Here is a 21,204-nt window from a genome sequence, read left to right as displayed (position 1 = left end):
ACTATCGGTCCCGCTGGCGACTGTGCGGGACACTCCCCGGCACACGCCCAGCTAAGTAGAACACGTTCATTTCCTGAATGGGGCCATTTCGAGGCTTGTGAACTGGAAACTTGTCGCAATCCCAGACAGCGGGATTGCAACAGGATTCATACGTCCTGCGCATCATTATGTGAGGCGGGGCACACCGCGCCCACTCTGTTTACCAATAACTGGACGGCTGTTCAACTATCTTGGGTAAAGTCGCGCCCGATCCCGATCCCGGCACCCGCCCGGCGGGATCACTCAGCCCAGGTCGTGCAGCGCTGTCGCAGAGAACGTACGACCCGCATCGCGTCCGGCGAAGTAACCGGTCAGCGTGGTGGCCAGATCGTCACCTGCCCATTGCGCGCCGGGCGCGTCGAAACGCTGCTCCACCTCCGGGGCGGCCATCAGCGCGACCATCGGTCCGTAGACCACGAACACCTGGCCGTTGACCCGGTCGGCGGCCGGCGACGACAAGTAGGCGACCAGGCGGGCGACATGGTCGGGAGAAAGCGGGTCCACCTCCCCTTCCGGGGCCGCGCTGAACACCTTTTCCGTCATCGCGGTACGCGCCCGCGGGCAGATGGCGTTCGCCCGCACCCCGAAACGATTCAGCGCCCGGGAAGCCGAAAGGGTGAGCGCGGTGATACCGGCCTTGGCGGCCGCGTAGTTGGCCTGCCCCTCCGGCCCGAGCAATCCGGCTTCGGAAGAGGTATTGACAATTCGTCCGTAGACCGGAGCACCGGCCTCTTTGGATTTCGACCGCCAGTAGGCTCCGGCATTGCGGGTCAGCAGGAAGTGCCCGCGCAGATGTACCGCGAGCACCGCGTCCCAGTCCTCGTCGGACATGTTGAACAGCATTTTGTCGCGGGTGATACCCGCGTTGTTGACCACGATGTCCAGACCCCCGAACGATTCGGTGGCGGTGGCCAGCACCGCGTCCGCGGTGGCCCGCTCGGCGATACTGCCGGCCACGAACTCGGCCTTCGCGCCGAGGGCCCGGATCCGCTCCAGCGTTTCGGCGACGGCATCGGAGTCGGCCAGATCGTTGACCACGATCGAGGCCCCGGCTCCGGCCAGGGCGAGCGCTTCGGCCCTGCCGAGGCCCGCACCCGCTCCGGTCACGATCGCAACTCGCCCGGCGAGGCCGGTATCTGTATCGCTCACCGGGCCGACTCTAGAACGTGTTCTTATTCACGGCAAGAGCTGATTCACAGCAATCGCAGCGCCGCTTTCGGGCATTGCGCCACGGCCTCGGCCACCTGCGTCTCCTGATCGGCGGGCACCTCCCCCTCGGCAACGTGCAGCATATCCTCGTCATCGAGTTCAAAGACGTCGGGAGCGATTCCCGCGCAGATTCCATTCGCTTCGCACTGATCGAAGTCAACGCTGACCTTCATCGGAACTCCTTATCCCAGGCGGCGGCCGAAGCCTAACAAGCACCGGCGGCCGATACGGGCTACATGGGCTGATTACCCTTCAATACTGGAACATGTTTCAGTGCATATGCAATGATCGGAGCCAGGTATCGGAGATCCATTCCGCGCTCCACGAGGGTGAGCGCGGCGCGATCCCACGTCCCGCCCCATCACCAACCCCGGAGAACGAAGGCTCGAGGTACCGCTATGCGTATCGCGTATACCCCGGAACAGGAAAAGCTACGCGCCGAACTGCGCGAATACTTCGCGCGCCTGATCACCCCCGAACGGCGGGAGGCCCTGAGCACCCAGACCGGGGAGTACGGCCACGGCAATGTCTACCGGGAGGTCGTCGCGGAGATGGGACGCGACGGCTGGCTGGCGCTGGGCTGGCCGGAGGAATACGGCGGCCAGAACCGCCCCATGCTGGACCAGCTGATCTTCACCGACGAGGCCGCCATCGCGGGTGCGCCGGTACCGTTCCTGACCATCAACTCGGTGGCGCCGACCATCATGCACTACGGCAGCGAAGAGCAGAAGAAGTTCTTCCTGCCCAAGATCGCCGCCGGGGAACTGCACTTCGCCATCGGTTATTCCGAACCCGGTGCCGGTACCGACCTGGCCGCACTGCGCACCACCGCGGTACGCGACGGCGACGACTACGTGATCAACGGCCAGAAGATGTGGACCAGCCTGATCGCCTACGCCGACTACGTCTGGCTCGCGGTACGCACCGATCCCGCGGCCAAGAAGCACAAGGGCATCAGCATGCTGATCGTGCCCACCACCGCCGAAGGTTTCTCCTGGACCCCCGTGCACACCATGGCCGGGCCGGATACCAGCGCCACTTATTACCAGGATGTCCGCGTGCCGGTGACCTCCCTGGTCGGTCCGGAGAACGGCGGCTGGCCGCTGGTCACCAATCAGCTCAACCACGAGCGAGTCGCCTTGACCTCCTCCGCCGCGCTCCAGCTGGCGCTGGCCCAGACGACCGCCTGGGCGAAGGAGACGAAGGCCGCGGACGGCTCCCCGATCTTCGACCGCGAATGGGTGCGGCTCAATTTGGCCCGGGTGCACGCCAAGGTCGAATACCTGAAGTTGATGAACTGGGAGATCGCCAGCCGGGTGGACGCGGGCGGGGACGCCGCGCCGCGCCCGTGGGACGCCTCGGCCTGCAAGGTCTACGGCACCGAACTGTCCACCGAGGCCTACCGGCTGCTCATGGAGGTGCTAGGGCCCCAGGCCTCGCTGCGCCAGGACTCCCCCGGTTCGGTCCTGCGCGGGCGGCTCGAGCGGATGCATCGCGCCGCCCTGATCCTCACCTTCGGCGGCGGCACCAACGAGGTGCAGCGCGACATCATCGCCATGACCGCCCTGAAGCAGCCCGCCTCCGGACGCTGACCGTCCGCCCGATTCAGGAGTTCCCCATGGATTTCACCCCCACCGAAGCCCAGTCGGATCTGGCCCGGCTCACCGGCGAGGTCTGCGACAAACTGGTCACCGCCGACCGGCTGCGCGAATTGGACGGCGGGACCGCGAAATTCGACGAACCGCTGTGGAAATCGCTCGCGGAGACCGGTGTGCTCGCCGCCGCCCTGCCCGAGGAAGTCGGCGGAAGCGGCTTCGGGCCGCTCGAACAGACCGCGATCCTGCGCGAACTCGGCAAAGCCGTCGCCGCGGTCCCCTATCTCTGGTCGGTCGTCCTGGGTGCGGGCGTCCTGGCCGAATTCGGGTCCGCCGAGCAGAAGCAGCTCGCCACCGCTGCCGGTGCGGGCACCGCGATCCTGACCGTGGCATTGGCCGAGGAACACAACTGGGAACCGACGCGCCCCACCACGACCGCCACCGGAACCGGCGGCGGCTGGCGCGTCACCGGCACCAAGACCACGGTTCCGGTCGCCGATCGGGCGGCACGTATCCTGGTCCCCGCGACGGTATCCGGAGTCACCGCGGTCTTCCTGGTCGACCCCTCCGCCGACTCCGTCACTGTGACCGCCCAGCAGGTGACCGACCGTAGTGCCGAATCGCTCGTCGAGTTCGCCGACGCGCCGGCCGAACTGCTCGGCACCGTCGCCGACGGCGCCCGGATCCTGGACTGGCTGCTCGACCGCGCCTGGCTCGGGTTGGCGGCACAGCAGCTGGGTACCCTCGAACGCTCCCTGGAATTGGTCGCCGGCTACGCCCGTGAACGCGAGCAGTTCGGCCGCGCCATCGGCAGCTTCCAGGCCGTGGCCCAGCGCCTGTCCGACAGCTATATCAGCGTTCAGGGCCTACGCCTGACGGTCACCCAGGCCGCCTGGCAGCTGGCGGAGGGCCTGGACGCCACCGGGGCCGTGCACACGGCGAAGTTCTGGGCCGCCGAGGCGGGCCATCAGGTCGCCCACACCCTGGTCCACGTACACGGCGGCGTCGGCATCGACCGCGACCATATCGCGCACAACTACTTCACCGCGGCCACCCGCAACGAGTTCGCCCTGGGCGGGGCCACCGACCACCTGCTGCCCCTGGCGCAGTTCGTCCCCGAATCCGCCTGATCCGCGCCACGCGCCTCTCCCACCCCGGTGCGTTCGACCGGCGCAGCGGGGTGGGAGAGTCTTGCACTCTCTCCCTGTCACAAACGACAGGAATATTTCTGTACGGAACACGACAATTTCCGTACGATCTTGCCATGACCGCACTGCCTGAATTCGACGCATGGGAACTACCGGTCAGTGAAGCGCGCGAAAAGCTCGCCGAGGTCGTCGCAGCTGCCGAAAGCGGCCGAATCGTCCACCTCACCCGGCACGGTCGCCGCGTTGCCGCGGTCGTCCCGGAAGCGATGGCCGAGACGGCGGACAGCCAGGTCCGCGAACTGTCGAAGCGATTCGCGGCCCGGCACAAGCCCCTCCTGGACCGGTTGGCCGAATGACGGGCGGCAGCGTCTACCACCTCACCGCGACCGATCTGCGAGCCATCGCCGATGAAGCCGCCGGGCGGTACATCGTCCGCGATCCCGGACTTCTCGAATCGGCCGCCGCGCGGCCGAGAGCCACCGTATTCGGTAGCGATGCGTACCCCTCGCTCTGGGAGAAGGCCGCTGCGCTACTGCACTCCCTGACCAGTAACCATCCGCTGATCGATGGCAACAAACGGCTGGCGATAACGGCGGCGGTGGTTTTCCTGGCACGTAACGGCGTCGATATCGACGACCTGGACGAGGACCTGGCTTACGACCTCATGATCGCCGTCGCGAGCGGCGAGCTGGAAGAAGTCGGAGACATCGCAGAACAATTGCAGAAGGCCCTCGGCGTCATCCCGGTGCGGCCACCCGCGTGATCACGCGCGTATGCGGGGCTGTCGCCCGTCAGGACCACAGCCCCGTGCCGCATCGATGCCCTACGAGGAACTACCCGCCTCGGCGTGCTCGTCGGCGTCGCGCTCCTCGGTCTGCGCCTTGGCCCATTTGTAGTCGGGCTTACCCGCCGGCGACCGTTTGATCTCGTCGACGAACCACAGGCTGCGGGGCAGCTTGTAGGAGGAGATCTCCTGGGTGAGCACCGGGCGCAGTTCCTCCAGGGTGGGGCGTTTATCGCCGCGACACTGCACCACGGCCGCCACCCGCTGACCCCAGCGCTCGTCCGGCACGCCCACCACCAGCGCGTCGAAGATCTCCGGGTGGCATTTCAGCGCCCCCTCGACCTCCTCCGGGTAGATCTTCTCGCCGCCGCTGTTGATGCTCACCGAACCCCGGCCGAGCATGGTGACGGTGCCGTCCTCTTCGACCCGGGCGTAGTCACCGGGGATGGAGTAGCGGACGCCGTTGAACTCTTTGAAGGTCGCGGCGGTTTTCACCGGGTCGTTGTAGTAACCGATCGGGATATGCCCCTTGCGCGCGAGAATGCCGACCTGACCGGACCCGGGGGTGACCGGATTGCCTTCCTCGTCCAGTACCGCGGTGGAGGCGTCGATCTTCACGCGCGGCCCGCCGGTGTGCGTCGACCCCTTGGCCGCGATGGAGATACCGCCGAAACCGGTCTCCGAGGAGCCGATGGAATCGGTGATCACCGTATTGGGCAGCAGGTCGATGAACTCGTCCTTGAGCGTCGGCGAGAACAGTGCGGCACTACTGGCCATGGCCCACAGGTTGGTGTGCTGATAGGGGGCGCCGGTTTCCGGGTTGCCCTCTTTGAGCGCGTCCATCATCGGACGGGCCATGGCATCGCCGGTTATGAAGATCATGTTGATGCCGTGCCGGTCCACCGCCTGCCAGACCCCGTGGCCGCTGAACTCCGGCACCATGATGGTCTTACCGCCGTCGAAGAGGCCGTGGAAGACCGCGGTCTGCGAACCGCCGTGGATCAGTGGCGGAATCGGGTAGCGCACCAGCTGCCCGCCGGCCGCGCCGGTTTTGGCCTGCTGCCATTCGTCTTGGACGTACTCGCCGGTCATGAAGTTGATACCGCCGCCGAGGACCCGCCACCAGTCCTCGTGCCGCCACATGACCCCCTTGGGCAGTCCGGTGGTGCCGCCGGTGTAGATCATGAAGATGTCGTCGGACGAGCGATCGCCGAAATCGCGTTCGCCGGACGATTCGGCCAGTGCCGCTTCGTACTCCACCGACCCTTCGGCGGTGAGAGCCTCGGTGCCGTCCTCGACCACCAGCACCGTTTTCAGGTGCGGCACCTTCGCCCGGACATTGGTCACCTTGTCGGTGTAGCGGCGCTCGTGGATGAGCGCGACCATGTCCGAGTTCTCGAAAATGTACTGTAACTCGTTCTCGACATAGCGGAAGTTGACGTTGACCATCACCGCGCGCGCCTTGAAGACCGCCACCATGGATTCGACGGCCTCGATGGTGTTGCGCGAGTAGATACCAACCTTGTCGCCCGGCTGGACGCCGTGTTCCAGCAGGTGGTGCGCCAGCCGGTTGGCCCTGTCCTCCAATTCGGCGAAGGTTACCGAGCGGTGGTCGTCAGCCAGCGCAACCCGGTCCGGCACAAGGTCGATGGTGTGTTCGACAAGGTCGGCTATGTTGTACGTCACAAGGTCAAAAATAGAACGTGTTACTGTTTCTGGCAAGGGTCCGAGAATCAGGAGAAATCACGATGCCGCACTGCCTCGTCGAGAAGCGCGATCACGTCCTCATCGTCACCATGAACCGCCCCGAGGCTCGTAACGCGCTCTCGGGCGAAATGATGGCGATCATGCGCGACGCCTGGGACCAGGTGGACAACGATCCGGATATCCGGGTCGCGATCCTCACCGGCGCGGGCGGAGCCTTCTGCGCGGGCGCCGATCTCAAGGCGATGACCTCGCAACATCCCGGTGATTCGTTCGCCGGCGGCGGCTGGGACCTGTCCAAGATCGAGGCGCTGCTCAAGGGTCGCCGGCTCACCAAACCCCTCATCGCCGCGGTCGAGGGCGCGGCCATCGCCGGGGGTACGGAGATCCTGCAGGGCACCGATATCCGGGTGGCCGGCGAAAGCGCCAAGTTCGGGGTCTCCGAAGCCCGCTGGGGGCTGTTCCCGCTGGGCGGCTCCGCGGTCCGGCTGGTTCGTCAGGTCCCCTACACGGTGGCGGCCGATATCCTGCTGACCGGCCGTCATCTCAGTGCCGCCGAGGCCAAGGAGATCGGTCTGGTCGGACATGTGGTGCCGGACGGCACTGCCCTGGACAAGGCTTTGGAACTGGCCGATCTGATCGCGGCCAACGGCCCGCTCGCGGTGCAGGCGATCCTGCGGACCATTCGCGAGACCGAATGCATGCCCGAGGAAGAGGCGTTCCAGATCGACGCCAAGCTGGGTATGGCCGTTTTCCAGTCGGCCGACGCCAAGGAAGGGCCGAAGGCCTTCAAGGAGAAGCGCAAGCCGAACTTCAGCGGCAAGTAGAAGCCTTTCCGGCGGCCGCGTCGCCGGTCGGAGCGCGCCCCGACGCCCGGATACGCCGGGGCACGCTCCCCGCCGGGAACACCGAACACCTACCGGGCAGCTGCGGCGGGCACCGAACCTGCCGCTCCAGCAGTGACGATCCCGATTCCCCGATCACTTACCAGCAGCGGTAATCAATGTCTCCGTACGCGCCTCTCCCGTGGTTGAATCACTCGCTCGTTCACCTCGCGCATCCGGTGACTCAACGCACAGCAGCAATCTCCCCGATGCGCGGATCACCGGATTCAGGAGTCATTCGTGGGACAGAAGCCCTCGGAACCGATGCGGCCCGCGCCCTACGGCGTGCCCGGAGCACCCTTCGCCGACGACAGCGGTATCCACATCACCAGGTATCGCGATCTGGTAGCGATAACCGACTACGAAAAGCAAGGTTTCTTCAGCCAAGCGCTGTCGGCCCATCGGCAGGCGATGGCCGCGGTGGGTGTCGACCTTCCCGGGGATGATGTTCATGTCTCATGGCATTTCCCGTGGGCATCGGCGCCTCGGGAGATCGACGGATCACCGGGAAGACATGCGGCCCTGCGCGGCGTTCTGGAGGGATACCTCTCCAATCGCTCCATCCGCGAACTCGGCCCGTGGATCGAGCGGACGGCGCTGGAGCTGCTGACCGGCCACGTCCTGGAACAACAGGAGAAACACGGCGCGCGGGGTACCGGGACCATGGACTTCGCCCAGTTCACCGACACACTGGCCTTCCACACCATGTCCGAGCTCGCCGGATTCCCCCACGGCCCCGAGGACGAGGCGTTCATCAAAGCCCACCTCGGCGAGATACGGACTCGTACGAGCTTCGCCGAGATGCTCCGGCCCGAGAGTCCGGAAGTCCGGCCGTACTTCGATCGCATCATCGCCGAGCATCGTGGCGCCGGTGGCGGTGGGCTGCTCGCGGAGATCGCCGCGGCCCATGACGCCGGGCTCATCTCGCGCGACGAGAAACACGGCCTCATCTTCGGTTGCTGGTCGGCGGGCCGTGACACCACGGCCACCCTGACCGCGTTGATGCTCGGCCTCATCGCCGAAGCCGGCCTGCAATCCGGCCTACTGAGCAATCTCGGCCCCGAGGGTGCCGCATGGCGGCACAATGTCATCAACGAATCATTGCGTTTCACCCCCTTCCCCGCCAACGTCGCGGTGTGTGTGAAGCCCGTCGAGTTGGATGGCCGCACGATCGAGGAGAACTCTCTGCTCACCCTGCATTGGGCAGCGGGCAATCGTGATCCGGAAGTCTTCGGCGAGGACGCCGACCGATTCGAGCCGGGCCGGCGGGCCAAAGCGCCCAATCTCGGATTCGGCCGGGGCCTGCACTACTGCGTAGGCGCTCCCCTCGCGCGATACGAAGCCGATGTCGTGCTGCGCACCGTGGGCAGCGTCCTGGGCCACTACGAACTCACCGACTGGGTCCGCGTCCCACGTGTGGTCGACGCGGTCGAGAAGGCCGAGGTCACCTTCGAGATCCGGACAGCGCTGGACAACCTACGGGAGCTCGGGGCGATCGCGTGATCGCACTGTCTCGGGTATCCGTCATCAGGGCTGGATGAACCAGCCGGACCGCACCCGGCCCGGCAGAGCGCCGGCCGGGTTGTTCGGCTGTAGCTCGAGCTACAGCCGGACAACCCGGCCGGCATTGCGGGGCCGCGGTATCCGGTGTCCTATTCGGCGCCGGGGTAGTTCATGTAGAACGGCTCCCACTGGTGACCGTCGGGGTCCAGGAAGGTCCGACCGTGCATCCCGACCTGCGCCTCCTGGGCCCGCTTGTCCGCGTTGACCTCCTCGGTACCCCCCGCGGCCACCGCGGCCTCGGTCAACCGGTCCACCTCCGCCGCGCTACCCAGCGACAGCGCGTAGGCGGCACCGGTGGCGGCGACGGTATCGGCGATGGGCCGGCGGCTGAAGTTCCGGAAGTGCTCGTGGGTGAGCAGCATCAGGCAGATATTGTCGTCGACCACGATGCAGGCGGCGTTGTCGTCGGTGAAATCGTCGTTGACCTTCCAGCCGAGCGCCTCGTAGAAGTTCTTCGAACGAGCCAGGTCGGTGACGGGGAGGTTCACGAAGATCATCTTGCTGCTCATGGTTACGGTCCTTCCGAAGATGTTGTCGGGGTGTTTCGCCGGCTGTACACATGGAGACGGGGACCGCCGCGGGAAATCATCGGCTCCCGCCGGACGAATTTCATCGGCCTCGGCCACCCGGCCCGCTACCGGCCGAAGCTTGCCGGGGCATGGTGCGGCATCGCGCCCCGGGACGGCGGCGACCACTCCGGATGGGACTGCCGCGCCTGCTGATACAGCCGAGACGAAAACTGGAAACTGGCCGTTTCATCCTCTGTCCTCATGTCGGTGCCCTGTGTCAGAGTGACACGCATGAGCGAGCAGACCGGCACGATCGATGCCGATGTCATGAGATCCTTCGAGGCACACAGACGGGAACTCTGTGCCTACGCCTACCGCATGCTGGGTTCGTCCTTCGAGGCCGAGGACGCGGTTCAGGATGCCTTCACCCGCGCCTGGAAGTCATACGACTCCTTCGAGGGCCGGGCGAGTCTGCGGTCCTGGCTGTACAAGATCACCACCAATATCTGCCTGGATATGCTCGACGGCCCGCAGCGCCGCGCCCGGCCGATGGATCTGTCGAGCCCGTCGACACCCGATCGGCCCCTGCCGCCCCCGCAGCCGGACTACGTCTGGGTCGAGCCCATCCCCAACTCGCTCGCCTTCGGCGCCGACCCCGCGGAGCACGCCACCACCAAGGACACGCTGCGCCTGGCGTTCGTCGCCGCCTGCCAGCATCTGCCCGCCACCCAACGCGCCATTCTGATCATGCGCGAGGTCCTGCGCTTCTCGGCCAACGAAACCGCCGAGGCGCTCGCCATGAGCACCGCCTCGGTGAACAGTGCCCTGCAGCGGGCACGCGCCACCATGAACAAGGTCAAACCGGCCGAGACCGACACCTACGACGAAACCGACGACGACCAGCGCGAACTCGTCGAGAACTTCGTGACGGCGTTCGAGTCCTACGATATGAACGCGCTCACCACCCTGTTGAAAAGCGATGTGGCACTGTCTATGCCGCCCTTCGATCTCTGGATCTCCGGGCCCGAGAACGTGGCCGAATTCATGCTCGGCACCGGTGCGGCCTGCCGGGATTCACGGCTGGTCCCGCTGGCCGGCGCCAACGGCCATCCCGCGTTCGGTCACTACAAGCCCAGCGGTGAGCCGGGCCGCTGGACACCATGGTCGATCACGGTGCTGGAGACGCGCGACGGCGTGATCACCGGCCTCAACTTCTTCCTCGATACCGAACGCCTGTTCCCGCTGTTCGGCCTGCCCCCGGAATGGACGGAAGAACGGGTGAACGAACCGGCCTGAAACCACCCGCTCCGGCTATCCGACCACTTCCATTCCGTCCCAATGACCAGCAAACCACCGTCCAAATGACCACCAACCATCCGTCCAAATGACCACATACACTGCGTCCAGATGGCTATCTGGACGCATAATGGCAGGATGAACGGGGCCCGCCAGGCCGGAAAGAGCACACTCACTCGCCTGGCCGGCAACAAACGGCCGGACACCGTCGTCCGGCTGTTGGACGACCCGGCTACCTTACGGGCCGCCCAAGACGATCCGGCCGGATTCGTCGATCGCGACGGCGGGCTGACCATCATCGACAAGATCCAGCTCACGCCCGAATTACTTCGCCCGATCAAGACGACGGTCGATCTGGACCCCACACCAGGGCGATTCCTGCTGACCGGCTCATCGCGCGTCCTTGCCCTGCGGACACTTCCGGACAGTCGGGCCTTTCCCGGACCACGGTGGTGCGCTATCTCTAGTTGCTGCAATCGGTTTTCCTGATCAAGAGTATTCCCGCATGGTCGCCCGGACCGACCTTCCGGGCGATCGGAACCCCCGAACTGGCGTTCGTCGATTCCGGGATCGCCGGCCATCTCCTCGGGCAGGACGCCGCGCATATGGACGAGCCCGGCGGCGCCGCCGGTCCGATGCTGGAAAACTTCGTGGCAATGGAGCTCGCGCGCCAACTGACTTGGGCGCAGCAGCGGGCACGCATGTATCACTATCGCACCAAAGACAAGGTGGAAGTCGACGTGGTGCTGGAGACTCCCGACGGTCGTATCGTCGGAGTGGAAGTAAAGGCCGGGGCAACGATACGGACCGAGGATCTCACCGGTCTGCGCAACCTCGCGCAGAAACTGGGCGACAGGTTCGTCGCGGGCTACGTGCTCTACACCGGCAAACAGACCCTGCCCTTCGGGCCGAAGCTGCGGGCGGTCCCGATGGACGCCCTCTGGCGACTCGCTCCATAACTACCTGCCACCGGCCCCGGATGCAGCCGGGGCCACCGGTTGAAGCTCGCGTTTGCGGCTACGCTCGGTCGAACCGACCGGAACGGGCGCTCGCGGTGAAGACTGCCCAAGCCGCGGGGGTGAAGGCCAAGGCAGGGCCGTCGCGATCCTTGGAATCACGCACACCCACCACATCGCCCTCGATGAACGCCACCTCGACACAGTCCCGGCTGCCGCCGCTGTAGCTGCTCTTGAACCAGCGGGTTTCGGATCGATCAACGCTCACCCGGAGACCTCCTTTGCCCTTTCCCCAAGCAGTTTCGAGCTACGGCCGGTCGAACCGGCCGAAGCGGGCATTCGCGGTGAAAGCGGCCCAGGCCGCGGAGGTGAAGGACAACGCCGGGCCACCGCGATCCTTGGAATCACGCACACCCACCACATCGCCCTCGATGAACGCCACCTCAACACAGTCCTGGCTGCCGCCGCTGTAACTGCTCTTGAACCAGCGGGTTTCGGATCGATCAACGCTCACCGTGCGAACTCCCTTGCCTTCTCGCGAAGCAGCTGCCTGCTTTCCTTCTCACCCAACGCTACCCGCCACAGGCCCACATGCGCGCCCCTATACCGCTCAATGAGTTCCAGATCGTCGAAGTACATAGCGCCGGTGTAACCCTCCGCATAGACCACGGATGGCTCGATGGGACCGGCACCCGCAGGATCATCGAAGTCCAAGATGGTGAATGGCCCGGTCAGGTCTCCCAAGGGCACACCGGCGCCGAACGGGAGGATTCGGATACCGATGTTCGCTCGGGTTCCTATATCCGCCAGGTACCGGAGCTGCGCTTCCATGATTCGGCGGCTCCCGATCACCCTGTGCAGCACCGATTCATCCAAGAGAACATCGAACGGAACAGGATCGTTTTTCTTCGTCAACATGATCTGGCGGCGCCCGCGTAGCTCGACTCGCCGAGCGATCTCGCTGTCCGGCTCCGACGGGTGCGCGAGCCGTGTCAGCGTCCGTGCGTAGTCCGGTGTCTGCAACAATCCGGGGACGAGCTCCTGAAACGACGTCAGTTTCCGCGCCCCCGCTTCCAGACCCATATACACATCGAAGTTCAGCGGGATCAGATCGCCGTACTGATGCCACCAGCTCTTGCTGTTGCCCTGCTGGGCAAGACCTTTCAGGGCGTCGATCGTCGTCTCGTCGGCGCCACATACGCGGCAGATCGCCTCGATATCCCAGAGCCGGATGCGTTCCGCCGCGCCGGTTTCCAGGCGTTGGACGGTGGTGGCGCCGCGTTCGATACGCCGTGCCAGTTCCGCGATCGTGAGCCCCGCGCCCTGCCGTAGGTCCCGCAGATATCGCCCCACTTGGCGACGCGGGAGGGTCGAGCCGATATCTGCCATGACAACCTACTTTCCCCTGGATCACACCCTCGAATTCGTTCCGGCCGGCCCGATCCGGCCATCCCCACGCGCCGTGCCGGTGTCGGTCGGCCGATACTCGCACCGGCCCGGCCGAAAAGACAACTGCGCTGCCGAGAAGCGTCCCATATGAGTACGACAGTTCCGCCCTGGCGCAGCTGGGCCGCCCGGACTACCGGGAATCCATCCATTCCGGAGGGAACAGATATCCACAACCGGCATCCGTTTTCTTTGGATGCGCCCGCTTCGATTCCTGGATGATCGCCGGACGAGCGCCGGATCGCATTCTCGGCTTTCGGATCAATTCGATCGGATTATCCGCCGCGCGGCTGGAATCGCCGGTGGCTCCGCTCTACTGGGACCCGGCAGAAGCACGGCCCAACGAGAATCGATCGACGATCGGAGGCAACCATGCCGGGGATCCACACCGAGCGGCCCGAGACGTGGGCACCCGCGCTACCGCGGCGAACGATGCCCAACCGCCGGACCGATGAGGCGGCGGCGCGACTCTGGCGGGCAGCCGAATGCTACGACCTCGGCGTGCTCGAACGAGTTGCCCGAAGCCTGCGCGACCTCGACACCGGGAGCGGATACCCACCTCGCACCCAGCACGAAGTCGATGGAGTCATCGCCCGGTACCGCGCAACCCATCCCGAGCCGCGGCATGACCGTTGACGTCTGTGAGCTGCACACCGAACCCTGGGTTCCGCTGGCCGCGCTCGCCATCGCCCGTCACGACGGGGACGAACTCGTCGTCCGGTGCCCCGAATCGCTGTACTGCCTGCGTGGCGCACTGGTCACCGGCGGGCGGATCGCACCGCACTTCCGCAATGTCGCCGGCCTGTGCCCGTGGATCGGGGTGGGGGTGCGCCGCACCGCTCCTCCGTGCGGTTGCGGGCCGTTCATCACCACGCGGCAACTGCGCATAGTGACCCACCACGGCAGAACACCCCGGGGGCCGATCGCTTCGATCGCCTGCCCCGGTGGATGCCGGGAATTCGTGGCGGTGCGGGCCGGCCGGATCGGCCCGCACGGCCGGCTTCCCTGCCCCTGGACCGGTATCCGGATCGTCGAGAAGGGCCTGTATCCGTCACTGCTCACCGTCGAGGATCACCGGTGATCCCGTTACGAGTAGGCGTCGTCCGCTTTTTCGCGGAGCATGCGTTCGGCCTGTTCGATCCACCCGGCGAACACGGCGCCGAAGCCCCGGGTACTCGCGGGACGCAGCTCGAGGTGGGTGCGGTTGCGTTGTTCGACATAGCGGCCGTCGCCGGTGACATCGAACCATCGCAGTGCGCGATGGCGGTTGTGAGCGGCGTGGAAATCACCGAGCCGGAGGATGGCTTGCCCACCGCCGTCGTCCACCGCGACCGGGTCCCGTGGCTGCGGCAGCACCGGGACCTGGGCATCCACGGAAACCGCCGGGTCCACATACGTGGTGGCCATATGCTGCTGGGCACGCTGCTCCGCCGCCGCCACTCCCCCGTCACCGTCGAACCAGTCCCCGGGTACCCACCAGCTCTGCGGATCGTCCACGACCTCCGGCATCCCGTTCTTCGTCGATAGAACAGCGGAAACCATATTGTCGACCCGGTAGGCCAGTCCCCACAGGGCGGGCGTCGAATTCATCGCGTCGGCAGCGTAATCAGCGATCGCCTGCCGTGCTGTCTCCACCGCCCCTCCCGCACCGCGCGGCAACGCCGCGGGTGCCACCCGATACCCGCCGGGCGCCTCCGGCGGGTATCGGAGGGAAGCATTTTCTGGAACAAGTTCACCGAGTACCGACCAGCGGCGCCAAACGCTTCAGTTGCTCCACATCGGGCACCGAGACCAGCAGCATGGTGACACCCGCGGCCTCCCAGACGCCGATCTGCTCGCGCACCTGGGCCTCGTTGCCGATCAGCGCGGTCTCCAGTATCAGCTCGTCCGGTACCGCGGCCGCGGCCTCGGCCTTCTTGCCCGCCCGGAACAGGGTGCCGATCTCCTCGACCTCTTTCTCGTAGCCCATCCGGCGGTAAACCTGGGCATGGAAGTTGAGCTCCGGCGCCCCCATACCGCCGATGTAGAGGGAGGTGATCCAGCGCAGCCGTTCGATCTCGGTGGCGGGGTCGTCGGTGATGATCACCTGGGCGGTGGCAGCGATCTCGAAGTCCTCCCGCGAACGCCGGGCACCCGGCCGCGCGAACCCCTCGTCGAGCCATTCGTCGTAGACGCCGGCCATGCGCGGCGTGTAGTAGATCGCGAGCCAGCCGTCGGCGATCTCCGCTGTGAGCGCCACGTTCTTCGGCCCTTCGGCACCCAGCCAGATCGGCAGGTCCGCACGTAACGGGTGGGTTATCGGCTTGAGCGGTTTACCCAGGCCGGTAGCTCCAGGACCGGTGTAGGGCAGCGGGTAGTTCGGCCCGTCGCTGACCACCGGCGCCTCGCGGGCCAGCACCTTGCGCACGATATCGACGTATTCGCGGGTTCGCTGCAATGGTTTGGCAAACGGTTGCCCGTACCAGCCCTCCACCACCTGCGGACCGGAGACGCCGAGGCCGAGAATCGCTCGGCCGCCGCTGAGATGATCCAGGGTCAGCGCATGCATGGCGGTCGCCGTGGGGGTCCGGGCGGACAGCTGCACCACCGAGGTACCCAACCGCACCCGCTCGGTCGCCGACCCCCACCAGGCCAGTGGAGTGAAGGCATCCGACCCCCACGATTCGGCGGCGAACACCGCGTCGAAACCCGCCTCCTCGGCCGCCACCACCACCTCGGCGGCATGCTCCGGCGGCGCCGCGCTCCAGTACCCGAGTTGCAATCCGAACTTCACAACCGACCCCTTTCCGGCCTACTGCTTGCCAGCAGAATAAGAACCTGTTCTACTCGATATCGTGACTCAGGGGAATACTGCACCCACGGTAATTACGCAGGAACGCCCGCCGGGACTGAAACCGAGCGATGTGCTCAGTGCGCCCCTGCGGATGCAGTTCGACTACACCCGCTCCGTGGGGCCCATCATCGGCAAGTTCCTTACCGGCCTCCGCGAGCGCCGCGTGTTCGGGATCCGCGGCTCCGACGGCCGGGTCCTGGTGCCCCCGGCCGAATACGACCCGGTGACCGCCGAACCGCTGACCGAATTCGTGGAGGTAGCCCCCACGGGCACCGTCGAATCGTGGAGCTGGGTCCGTGATCCGCTCCCGGGCCAGCCGTTCGACCGGCCGTTCGCCTACGCGCTCATCCGGCTCGACGGCGCCGATACGGCGCTGCTGCACGCGGTGGACGTGGAGGCCCCCGAGCAGATGAGCACGGGGATGCGCGTCACGGCGCGCTGGGCCGCGGAGACCACCGGCACCATCCACGACATCGCCTGCTTCGAGCCCGGTGACCAGCCGACGGCACCGAGCCTCCCGGCGTCGGACGCCGAACCGGTCACCATGATCACCACGCCGATCGCGATGGACTACAAGCACACCGCCTCCCCCGAGGAGAGCACTTTCCTGCGCGGCCTGAAAGAGGGCAAGCTCATCGGCGGGCGGGCGGACGCGAACAGCAAGGTGTACTTCCCGCCGCGCGGCGCCGACCCGGTCGACGGGCGCTCCACCGGGGATACGGTGGAACTGCCCGATACCGGGATCGTCACCACCTTCTGCATCGTGAACGTGCCGTTCCTCGGCCAGCGGATCAAGCCCCCGTACGTGGCGGCCTACATCCTGCTCGACGGCGCCGATATCCCCTTCCTGCACCTGGTGCTCGGCTGCGAGGCGAGCGAGGTGCGGATGGGTATGCGGGTCAAGGCGGTCTGGAAGCCCCGCGAGGAGTGGGACTACACCATGGCCAATATCGACCACTTCGCGCCGACCGGCGAGCCGGATGCCGACTACGACACCTACAAGCATCACCTGTGAGAGGGCTCCCCGCGTGACCATCACCGAGCGTTCCATCGACAACGCCACCGAGATCGCCGTCATCGGCTTCGCGCACGCCCCGCATGTGCCGGAGACCTACGGCACCACCAACGGGGTCGAGATGCTGGTGCCCTGTTTCCAGCAGCTCTACGACCAGCTGGGCATCAGCAAATCCGATATCGGCTTCTGGTGCTCCGGATCCTCCGACTACCTGGCCGGACGGTCCTTCTCCTTCATCTCCGCGATCGACTCGATCGGCGCCGTGCCCCCGATCAACGAATCCCACGTGGAAATGGACGCCGCCTGGGCGCTGTACGAGGCCTGGGTGAAACTGCGTTCCGGGCAGGCGAGCACCGCCCTGGTCTACGGTTTCGGGAAGTCCTCCGCGAGCACCCTGCGCCAGGTGCTGTCCACCCAGCTCGACCCCTACCTGGTCACTCCGCTCTGGCCCGATTCGCTGTCCATCGCCGGGCTGCAAGCACGTGCCGGACTGGACGCGGGCCGCTGGACCGAACGGGATATGGCCGCCGTCTCGGCCGCCCACACCGTCGACGGCACTCCGGTGGACGACCTGCTGGCCGCGCCGTATGTCGCGGACCCGCTGCGGGCCCACGATTGCGCGCCGATCACCGACGGCGCGGCGGCGATCGTACTGGCCACCGGTGACCGTGCCCGCGAACTGTGCGAACGTCCCGCGTGGATCACCGGGATGGCGCACCGGATCGATTCCGCTGTGCTGGGTGCCCGCGATCTGACCACCTCGCCCTCGGCCGCGGCCGCCGGGCAGGCGGTGACCAACGGCGATACCAGCGGTATCGATGTGGCCGAACTGCACGCGCCGTTCAGCCACCAGCAGCTCATCCTCGCCGAAGCTCTCGGCCTGAAACCGGAGACCTCGGTGAACCCGTCCGGCGGCGCGCTGGCCGGCAACCCCATGTTCGCCACCGGGTTGGAGCGCATCGGCTACGCCGCCCTGCCCATCATGGCGGGCACCGCCGACCGCACCCTGGCTCATGCCACCAGCGGCCCGGCCCTGCAGCAGAACCTTGTGACCGTACTGGATTCGGAGGCCCGCCGATGAGTTTCCCCGCCGCGGTGCTGGGCACCGGACAAACCCATCACGTAGCGAAGCGCAGCGATGTCTCGATGGCCGGGATGTGCCGCGAGGCCATCGACCGGGCCCTGGCCGATGCGGAACTGACGATGGCCGATATCGACGCCATAGTCATCGGCAAGGCCCCCGATATGTTCGAGGGCGTGATGATGCCGGAGCTGTACCTGGCCGATGCGCTGGGTGCCCCCGGAAAACCGCTGCTACGGGTGCACACCGCGGGCTCGGTGGGCGGATCGACCGCCTGCGTGGCCGCCAATATGGTGCAGGGCGGCGTGCACGAGCGGGTGCTCGCCATCGCCTGGGAGAAACAGTCGGAATCGAACGCCATGTGGGCCCTGTCGATCCCGGTGCCGTTCACCATGCCGGTCGGGGCGGGCGCGGGCGGCTATTTCGCACCCCATGTGCGCTCCTACATACGGCGATCGAACGCGCCCCTGCACGTGGGCGCCATGGTGGCGGCCAAGGACCGGCGCAACGGAGCCAAGAATCCGCACGCGCATCTCAAACAGGGCGATAAAACCGTCGAAGAGGTGCTGGCCTCCCAGATGCTGTGGGATCCGATCCGGTTCGACGAGACCTGCCCGTCTTCCGACGGCGCCTGCGCCGTGGTCATCGGCGGAGAGGAATCGGCGGCCGCGGCGGAAGCGTCCGGGAAGAAGGTGGGCTGGATCCACGCCACCGCCATGCGCACCGAGCCGCTCGCCTACGCCGGCCGTGACCAGGTGAATCCGCAGGCCGGGCAGGCAGCGGCAGCGGCCCTGTGGGCGCAGGCCGGGATCACCGACCCGCTCGCCGAGATCGACGCCGCCGAGATCTACGTGCCGTTCTCCTGGTTCGAGCCGATGTGGCTGGAGAACCTGGGCTTCGCCGCACCCGGTGACGGCTGGAAGCTCACCGACAAAGGCGAAACCGAGATCGGCGGCATGCTGCCGGTGAATCCCTCGGGCGGGGTGCTCTCCTCCAACCCGATCGGCGCCTCCGGCATGATCCGGTTCGCCGAGGCCGCCAAACAGGTGATGGGCCGGGCCGGCGACTACCAGGTCGAGAACGCGCGCAAAGCGCTGGGCCACGCCTACGGCGGTGGTTCGCAGTACTTTTCGATGTGGGTCGTGGGATCGGAACGCCGATGACACTGAAGTTCAGTCTGGGAATCGCGCTGAGCCCACTGGATCAGCTGCCCGAACTCGCCCGCACGGCCGAGGAGGTGGGATTCACCTCCATCGCGCTACCGGATTCGCTGTTCTACATGAAATCCCAGGCGGCGAAGTATCCCTACACCCCGGACGGCAGCCGGTTCTGGGGTCCGGAGACCCCGTGGGTGGATCCGCTCATCGCCGCCACCGCCATGGCGGCGGTCACCACCCGGCTGCGCTTCTACACCAATGTGCTCAAACTCGGCTCCCGCAATCCGCTGCTGCTGGCCCGGCAGGTGGGTTCGGTGGCCAATCTGAGCGGTAACCGGTTCGGGTTCGGTGTGGGAATCGGCTGGGCACCGGAGGAATTCGAATGGTGCGGGGTGCCGTATGCGCGCCGCGGCGCCCGGGTCGACGAGATGATCGAGGTCATCAAGCGGGTCCTGGCCGGCGGAATGGTCGAATACCACGGCGAGTTCTTCGATTTCGACGAACTGCAGATGAGCCCCGCGCCGAGCGAACCGGTCCCGTTCTATATCGGTGGTCATACCGATGTGGCGCTGCGGCGGGCGGCCAAGGTGGGCGACGGCTGGACCTCGGCCATGATGAAGTTCGCCGATCTGCAGACCACCATCGCGCGCCTGGGTGAACTGCGGGCGGAGTACGGGCGGGCCGATGCGCCGTTCGAGATCCAGGCGGTCTGTATCGACAAGTTCGGCCGGGACGGCTATCAGGAGCAGTACGACGCCGGTGTCACCGACGCGATCGTGGTGCCCTGGCTGGCCGCCGGTATCGGATTCGACGGCGAACTCGAGGCGAAGAAGGACGCGCTGCGTGCGTTCGCCGAGGAGAACATCCGCAACCCGATCACCTGAGCGTCCGGGCGCCGCCCTCCGCGCGGCGCCCGGCCCGTCGAGAGGAACCCATGAGCAGCGACGAACATCCCGCGCGTGCGGCCGGTCTGGCTTCCCAGGCCGCGGTCCGGGCCCGGGACAAAGCGGCCTGGCTCGCTTTGTTCGCGGCGGACGGCATCGTGGAGGACCCCATCGGCCCGTCCGGGTTCGACCCGGAGGGTAAAGGCCACCGCGGCCCGGAGGCCATCGCCGCGTTCTGGGACAAGGCCATCGCCGGCACCGAATCCATCGAATTCCGGTTCGGCGATTCCTTCGCCTGCGGTGCGGAGGTGGCCTTCACCGGCACGATCCGCAGCATCGTCGGGGGATACAGCATCGACGCCGAAGGTGTGTTCACCTACAAGGTCGACGAGGCCGGAAAGATCCTGGCGCTACGCGCGTTCTGGGAAGTGGACCGGGCCATGGCCACCGCCGGCCGTGTCGATGGCGACGCCTCCGGTGCCACGGGCCCCGCGTAGTTCCGGGTCTTCACTCCTGCGCTCAGTAGTGGTAGCGAGCCTGCGCTATGAGGATGCTGTCTCCCGAGACGGCATAGACCAGGCGATGTTCATCGTTGATCCGGCGCGACCAGTATCCGGACTTGTCGCCTTTCAGCGGCTCGGGCTTGCCCAGGCCGGTGAAAGGGTCACGGCCCGATATCGTTGATCAGGCGTACGATGCGCAATGCCGTCTTGCGATCGGTCGCAATCCAGTGGTCGAGGTCTTCGAACGCGACCTTTGCGAAGGTGACTTTCATTCGAGCTCGTCCGAAAGCTCCTCCATGCTCACCTCGACGGACTCACCGGCTTCGAGCTGAGCGATGCCCTGGGCGAGGCGTGCGGCATTGGCGGGGGAACGCATCAGGTAGAGGGTCTCGCGAAGGGAGTTGTACTCGTCTTCGGAGATCAGTACGGCATTGCCCTTGCGGCTGGTGATGTGGATGGCGACAGCGTCGTCATTGACCTGTTCGATGAGCGGGTACAAGCTGGCACGCGCTTCGCTGGCGGACATGCTGGTCATCGGCGGTTCCTCTCCTGCGTCGCCACCAAATGGTACCGCATTATGGTACGAGCGGCCGATCAC

The 21,204-nt window shown here is 66.3% G+C and carries 25 protein-coding genes and 1 pseudogene; 15 read left to right on the top strand and 11 right to left on the bottom strand.

All coding sequences use genetic code 11. The features are described from left to right. Positions 1–282 precede the first annotated feature (282 nt). Together ACYR7D_RS08435 and ACYR7D_RS08430 are read right to left on the bottom strand one after the other, a co-directional pair. Positions 283–1,188, bottom strand: coding sequence for a 3-oxoacyl-ACP reductase (locus ACYR7D_RS08435; protein WP_459549049.1), 906 nt, complete (start codon positions 1,186–1,188; stop codon positions 283–285). 44 nt (positions 1,189–1,232) lie between these two features. Then, positions 1,233–1,421 carry a ferredoxin gene (locus ACYR7D_RS08430; protein WP_459549048.1) on the bottom strand — a complete coding sequence of 63 codons (189 nt, stop codon included), beginning with the start codon at positions 1,419–1,421 and terminating at the stop codon, positions 1,233–1,235. Between the two features lie 225 nt (positions 1,422–1,646). Here ACYR7D_RS08430 and ACYR7D_RS08425 point away from each other — a divergent pair, with 225 nt between their 5' ends. From ACYR7D_RS08425 to ACYR7D_RS08410, 4 genes are all read left to right on the top strand, one after another. After that, positions 1,647–2,840: an acyl-CoA dehydrogenase family protein gene (locus ACYR7D_RS08425; protein ID WP_459549047.1), complete on the top strand. Its 1,194-nt coding sequence runs from the start codon at positions 1,647–1,649 to the stop codon at positions 2,838–2,840. A 26-nt stretch (positions 2,841–2,866) separates the two neighbouring features. Then, positions 2,867–3,973, top strand: a complete 1,107-nt coding sequence (locus ACYR7D_RS08420) for an acyl-CoA dehydrogenase family protein (protein ID WP_459549046.1) — start codon at positions 2,867–2,869, stop codon at positions 3,971–3,973. 134 nt (positions 3,974–4,107) lie between these two features. Then, a complete protein-coding gene (locus tag ACYR7D_RS08415; protein ID WP_459549045.1) occupies positions 4,108–4,347 on the top strand; it encodes a type II toxin-antitoxin system Phd/YefM family antitoxin in 240 nt (79 codons plus the stop codon). Further along, entirely contained in the window at positions 4,344–4,754 is a 411-nt protein-coding gene (locus tag ACYR7D_RS08410; RefSeq protein ID WP_459549044.1) for a type II toxin-antitoxin system death-on-curing family toxin, read from the top strand. The genes ACYR7D_RS08415 and ACYR7D_RS08410 overlap by 4 nt, the downstream gene beginning before the upstream one ends. A gap of 60 nt (positions 4,755–4,814) precedes the next feature. Here ACYR7D_RS08410 and ACYR7D_RS08405 read toward each other — a convergent pair whose 3' ends face one another. Beyond that, on the bottom strand, positions 4,815–6,461 hold the full coding sequence (locus tag ACYR7D_RS08405) for an acyl-CoA synthetase (protein ID WP_459549043.1): 1,647 nt from the start codon (positions 6,459–6,461) through the stop codon (positions 4,815–4,817). A gap of 62 nt (positions 6,462–6,523) precedes the next feature. Here ACYR7D_RS08405 and ACYR7D_RS08400 point away from each other — a divergent pair, with 62 nt between their 5' ends. Together ACYR7D_RS08400 and ACYR7D_RS08395 are read left to right on the top strand one after the other, a co-directional pair. Then, the gene (locus ACYR7D_RS08400) at positions 6,524–7,306 is read left to right on the top strand and encodes a crotonase/enoyl-CoA hydratase family protein (RefSeq protein WP_459549042.1); all 783 of its coding nucleotides are present in this window, start codon (positions 6,524–6,526) and stop codon (positions 7,304–7,306) included. A 297-nt stretch (positions 7,307–7,603) separates the two neighbouring features. Then, positions 7,604–8,866, top strand: coding sequence for a cytochrome P450 (locus tag ACYR7D_RS08395; RefSeq protein ID WP_459549041.1), 1,263 nt, complete (start codon positions 7,604–7,606; stop codon positions 8,864–8,866). 149 nt (positions 8,867–9,015) lie between these two features. On the opposite strand, the gene ACYR7D_RS08390 is transcribed toward ACYR7D_RS08395, so the two are convergent. Beyond that, positions 9,016–9,435: a VOC family protein gene (locus ACYR7D_RS08390; protein ID WP_459549040.1), complete on the bottom strand. Its 420-nt coding sequence runs from the start codon at positions 9,433–9,435 to the stop codon at positions 9,016–9,018. A gap of 291 nt (positions 9,436–9,726) precedes the next feature. Here ACYR7D_RS08390 and ACYR7D_RS08385 point away from each other — a divergent pair, with 291 nt between their 5' ends. From ACYR7D_RS08385 to ACYR7D_RS08375, 3 genes are all read left to right on the top strand, one after another. Next, positions 9,727–10,731, top strand: coding sequence for a sigma-70 family RNA polymerase sigma factor (locus ACYR7D_RS08385; protein ID WP_459549039.1), 1,005 nt, complete (start codon positions 9,727–9,729; stop codon positions 10,729–10,731). A 111-nt stretch (positions 10,732–10,842) separates the two neighbouring features. Further along, complete coding sequence (locus ACYR7D_RS08380; RefSeq protein ID WP_459549038.1) at positions 10,843–11,220, top strand: AAA family ATPase; 378 nt, start codon at positions 10,843–10,845, stop codon at positions 11,218–11,220. Then, positions 11,199–11,690, top strand: coding sequence for a DUF4143 domain-containing protein (locus ACYR7D_RS08375; RefSeq protein ID WP_459549037.1), 492 nt, complete (start codon positions 11,199–11,201; stop codon positions 11,688–11,690). Before ACYR7D_RS08380 ends, ACYR7D_RS08375 begins: the two co-directional genes overlap by 22 nt. 58 nt (positions 11,691–11,748) lie before the next feature. Here the strand turns inward: ACYR7D_RS08375 and ACYR7D_RS08370 are convergent, their stop codons facing one another. From ACYR7D_RS08370 to ACYR7D_RS08360, 3 genes are read right to left on the bottom strand one after another with little or no spacing between them, the layout of a single operon-like run. Beyond that, positions 11,749–11,955, bottom strand: coding sequence for a DUF397 domain-containing protein (locus ACYR7D_RS08370; RefSeq protein ID WP_459549036.1), 207 nt, complete (start codon positions 11,953–11,955; stop codon positions 11,749–11,751). Between the two features lie 39 nt (positions 11,956–11,994). Next, positions 11,995–12,201: a DUF397 domain-containing protein gene (locus ACYR7D_RS08365; protein WP_459549035.1), complete on the bottom strand. Its 207-nt coding sequence runs from the start codon at positions 12,199–12,201 to the stop codon at positions 11,995–11,997. Beyond that, on the bottom strand, positions 12,198–13,076 hold the full coding sequence (locus ACYR7D_RS08360; protein ID WP_459549034.1) for a helix-turn-helix domain-containing protein: 879 nt from the start codon (positions 13,074–13,076) through the stop codon (positions 12,198–12,200). The genes ACYR7D_RS08365 and ACYR7D_RS08360 overlap by 4 nt, the downstream gene beginning before the upstream one ends. Positions 13,077–13,758: 682 nt before the next feature. On the opposite strand from ACYR7D_RS08360, the gene ACYR7D_RS08355 reads away from it, so the two are divergent. Next, on the top strand, positions 13,759–14,214 hold the full coding sequence (locus ACYR7D_RS08355) for a hypothetical protein (RefSeq protein ID WP_459549033.1): 456 nt from the start codon (positions 13,759–13,761) through the stop codon (positions 14,212–14,214). Positions 14,215–14,219: 5 nt separating this feature from the next. Here the strand turns inward: ACYR7D_RS08355 and ACYR7D_RS08350 are convergent, their stop codons facing one another. Next, on the bottom strand, positions 14,220–14,768 hold the full coding sequence (locus ACYR7D_RS08350; RefSeq protein ID WP_459549032.1) for a hypothetical protein: 549 nt from the start codon (positions 14,766–14,768) through the stop codon (positions 14,220–14,222). A 97-nt stretch (positions 14,769–14,865) separates the two neighbouring features. Further along, positions 14,866–15,906, bottom strand: coding sequence for an LLM class F420-dependent oxidoreductase (locus tag ACYR7D_RS08345; RefSeq protein WP_459549031.1), 1,041 nt, complete (start codon positions 15,904–15,906; stop codon positions 14,866–14,868). A 61-nt stretch (positions 15,907–15,967) separates the two neighbouring features. Between ACYR7D_RS08345 and ACYR7D_RS08340 the strand changes: the two genes are divergently transcribed. From ACYR7D_RS08340 to ACYR7D_RS08320, 5 genes are read left to right on the top strand one after another with little or no spacing between them, the layout of a single operon-like run. Continuing rightward, positions 15,968–16,981, top strand: a complete 1,014-nt coding sequence (locus ACYR7D_RS08340) for a Zn-ribbon domain-containing OB-fold protein (protein WP_459549030.1) — start codon at positions 15,968–15,970, stop codon at positions 16,979–16,981. A gap of 13 nt (positions 16,982–16,994) precedes the next feature. Next, positions 16,995–18,062 carry a thiolase domain-containing protein gene (locus ACYR7D_RS08335; protein ID WP_459549029.1) on the top strand — a complete coding sequence of 356 codons (1,068 nt, stop codon included), beginning with the start codon at positions 16,995–16,997 and terminating at the stop codon, positions 18,060–18,062. Next, positions 18,059–19,225, top strand: coding sequence for a thiolase domain-containing protein (locus tag ACYR7D_RS08330; RefSeq protein ID WP_459549028.1), 1,167 nt, complete (start codon positions 18,059–18,061; stop codon positions 19,223–19,225). The genes ACYR7D_RS08335 and ACYR7D_RS08330 overlap by 4 nt, the downstream gene beginning before the upstream one ends. A 2-nt stretch (positions 19,226–19,227) precedes the next feature. Continuing rightward, positions 19,228–20,103 carry a TIGR03619 family F420-dependent LLM class oxidoreductase gene (locus ACYR7D_RS08325; protein WP_459550090.1) on the top strand — a complete coding sequence of 292 codons (876 nt, stop codon included), beginning with the start codon at positions 19,228–19,230 and terminating at the stop codon, positions 20,101–20,103. A 50-nt stretch (positions 20,104–20,153) separates the two neighbouring features. After that, entirely contained in the window at positions 20,154–20,600 is a 447-nt protein-coding gene (locus ACYR7D_RS08320) for a nuclear transport factor 2 family protein (protein ID WP_459549027.1), read from the top strand. A 22-nt stretch (positions 20,601–20,622) separates the two neighbouring features. Here ACYR7D_RS08320 and ACYR7D_RS08315 read toward each other — a convergent pair. Then, a pseudogene (locus tag ACYR7D_RS08315) lies at positions 20,623–20,878 on the bottom strand (Txe/YoeB family addiction module toxin). Next, positions 20,875–21,141 (bottom strand): type II toxin-antitoxin system Phd/YefM family antitoxin, encoded by a 267-nt coding sequence (locus tag ACYR7D_RS08310; protein WP_459549026.1) that lies wholly within the window; start codon positions 21,139–21,141, stop codon positions 20,875–20,877. Before ACYR7D_RS08310 ends, ACYR7D_RS08315 begins: the two are co-directional and overlap by 4 nt. Positions 21,142–21,204 lie beyond the last annotated feature (63 nt).

This window comes from Nocardia sp. X0981, assembly GCF_977089955.1.
This window is presented reverse-complemented; position numbering and strand designations above follow the sequence as displayed.

What these genes read in the sequence shown, in the direction of transcription:
- ACYR7D_RS08430 (WP_459549048.1), bottom strand. Translation starts at nt 1,421, where the DNA reads ATGAAGGTCAGCGTTGACTTCGATCAGTGCGAAGCGAATGGAATCTGC.
- ACYR7D_RS08425 (WP_459549047.1), top strand. Translation starts at nt 1,647, where the DNA reads ATGCGTATCGCGTATACCCCGGAACAGGAAAAGCTACGCGCCGAACTG.
- ACYR7D_RS08420 (WP_459549046.1), top strand. Translation starts at nt 2,867, where the DNA reads ATGGATTTCACCCCCACCGAAGCCCAGTCGGATCTGGCCCGGCTCACC.
- ACYR7D_RS08415 (WP_459549045.1), top strand. Translation starts at nt 4,108, where the DNA reads ATGACCGCACTGCCTGAATTCGACGCATGGGAACTACCGGTCAGTGAA.
- ACYR7D_RS08410 (WP_459549044.1), top strand. Translation starts at nt 4,344, where the DNA reads ATGACGGGCGGCAGCGTCTACCACCTCACCGCGACCGATCTGCGAGCC.
- ACYR7D_RS08400 (WP_459549042.1), top strand. Translation starts at nt 6,524, where the DNA reads ATGCCGCACTGCCTCGTCGAGAAGCGCGATCACGTCCTCATCGTCACC.
- ACYR7D_RS08390 (WP_459549040.1), bottom strand. Translation starts at nt 9,435, where the DNA reads ATGAGCAGCAAGATGATCTTCGTGAACCTCCCCGTCACCGACCTGGCT.
- ACYR7D_RS08385 (WP_459549039.1), top strand. Translation starts at nt 9,727, where the DNA reads ATGAGCGAGCAGACCGGCACGATCGATGCCGATGTCATGAGATCCTTC.
- ACYR7D_RS08380 (WP_459549038.1), top strand. Translation starts at nt 10,843, where the DNA reads ATGGCTATCTGGACGCATAATGGCAGGATGAACGGGGCCCGCCAGGCC.
- ACYR7D_RS08360 (WP_459549034.1), bottom strand. Translation starts at nt 13,076, where the DNA reads ATGGCAGATATCGGCTCGACCCTCCCGCGTCGCCAAGTGGGGCGATAT.
- ACYR7D_RS08355 (WP_459549033.1), top strand. Translation starts at nt 13,759, where the DNA reads ATGACCGTTGACGTCTGTGAGCTGCACACCGAACCCTGGGTTCCGCTG.
- ACYR7D_RS08330 (WP_459549028.1), top strand. Translation starts at nt 18,059, where the DNA reads ATGAGTTTCCCCGCCGCGGTGCTGGGCACCGGACAAACCCATCACGTA.
- ACYR7D_RS08320 (WP_459549027.1), top strand. Translation starts at nt 20,154, where the DNA reads ATGAGCAGCGACGAACATCCCGCGCGTGCGGCCGGTCTGGCTTCCCAG.
- ACYR7D_RS08310 (WP_459549026.1), bottom strand. Translation starts at nt 21,141, where the DNA reads ATGACCAGCATGTCCGCCAGCGAAGCGCGTGCCAGCTTGTACCCGCTC.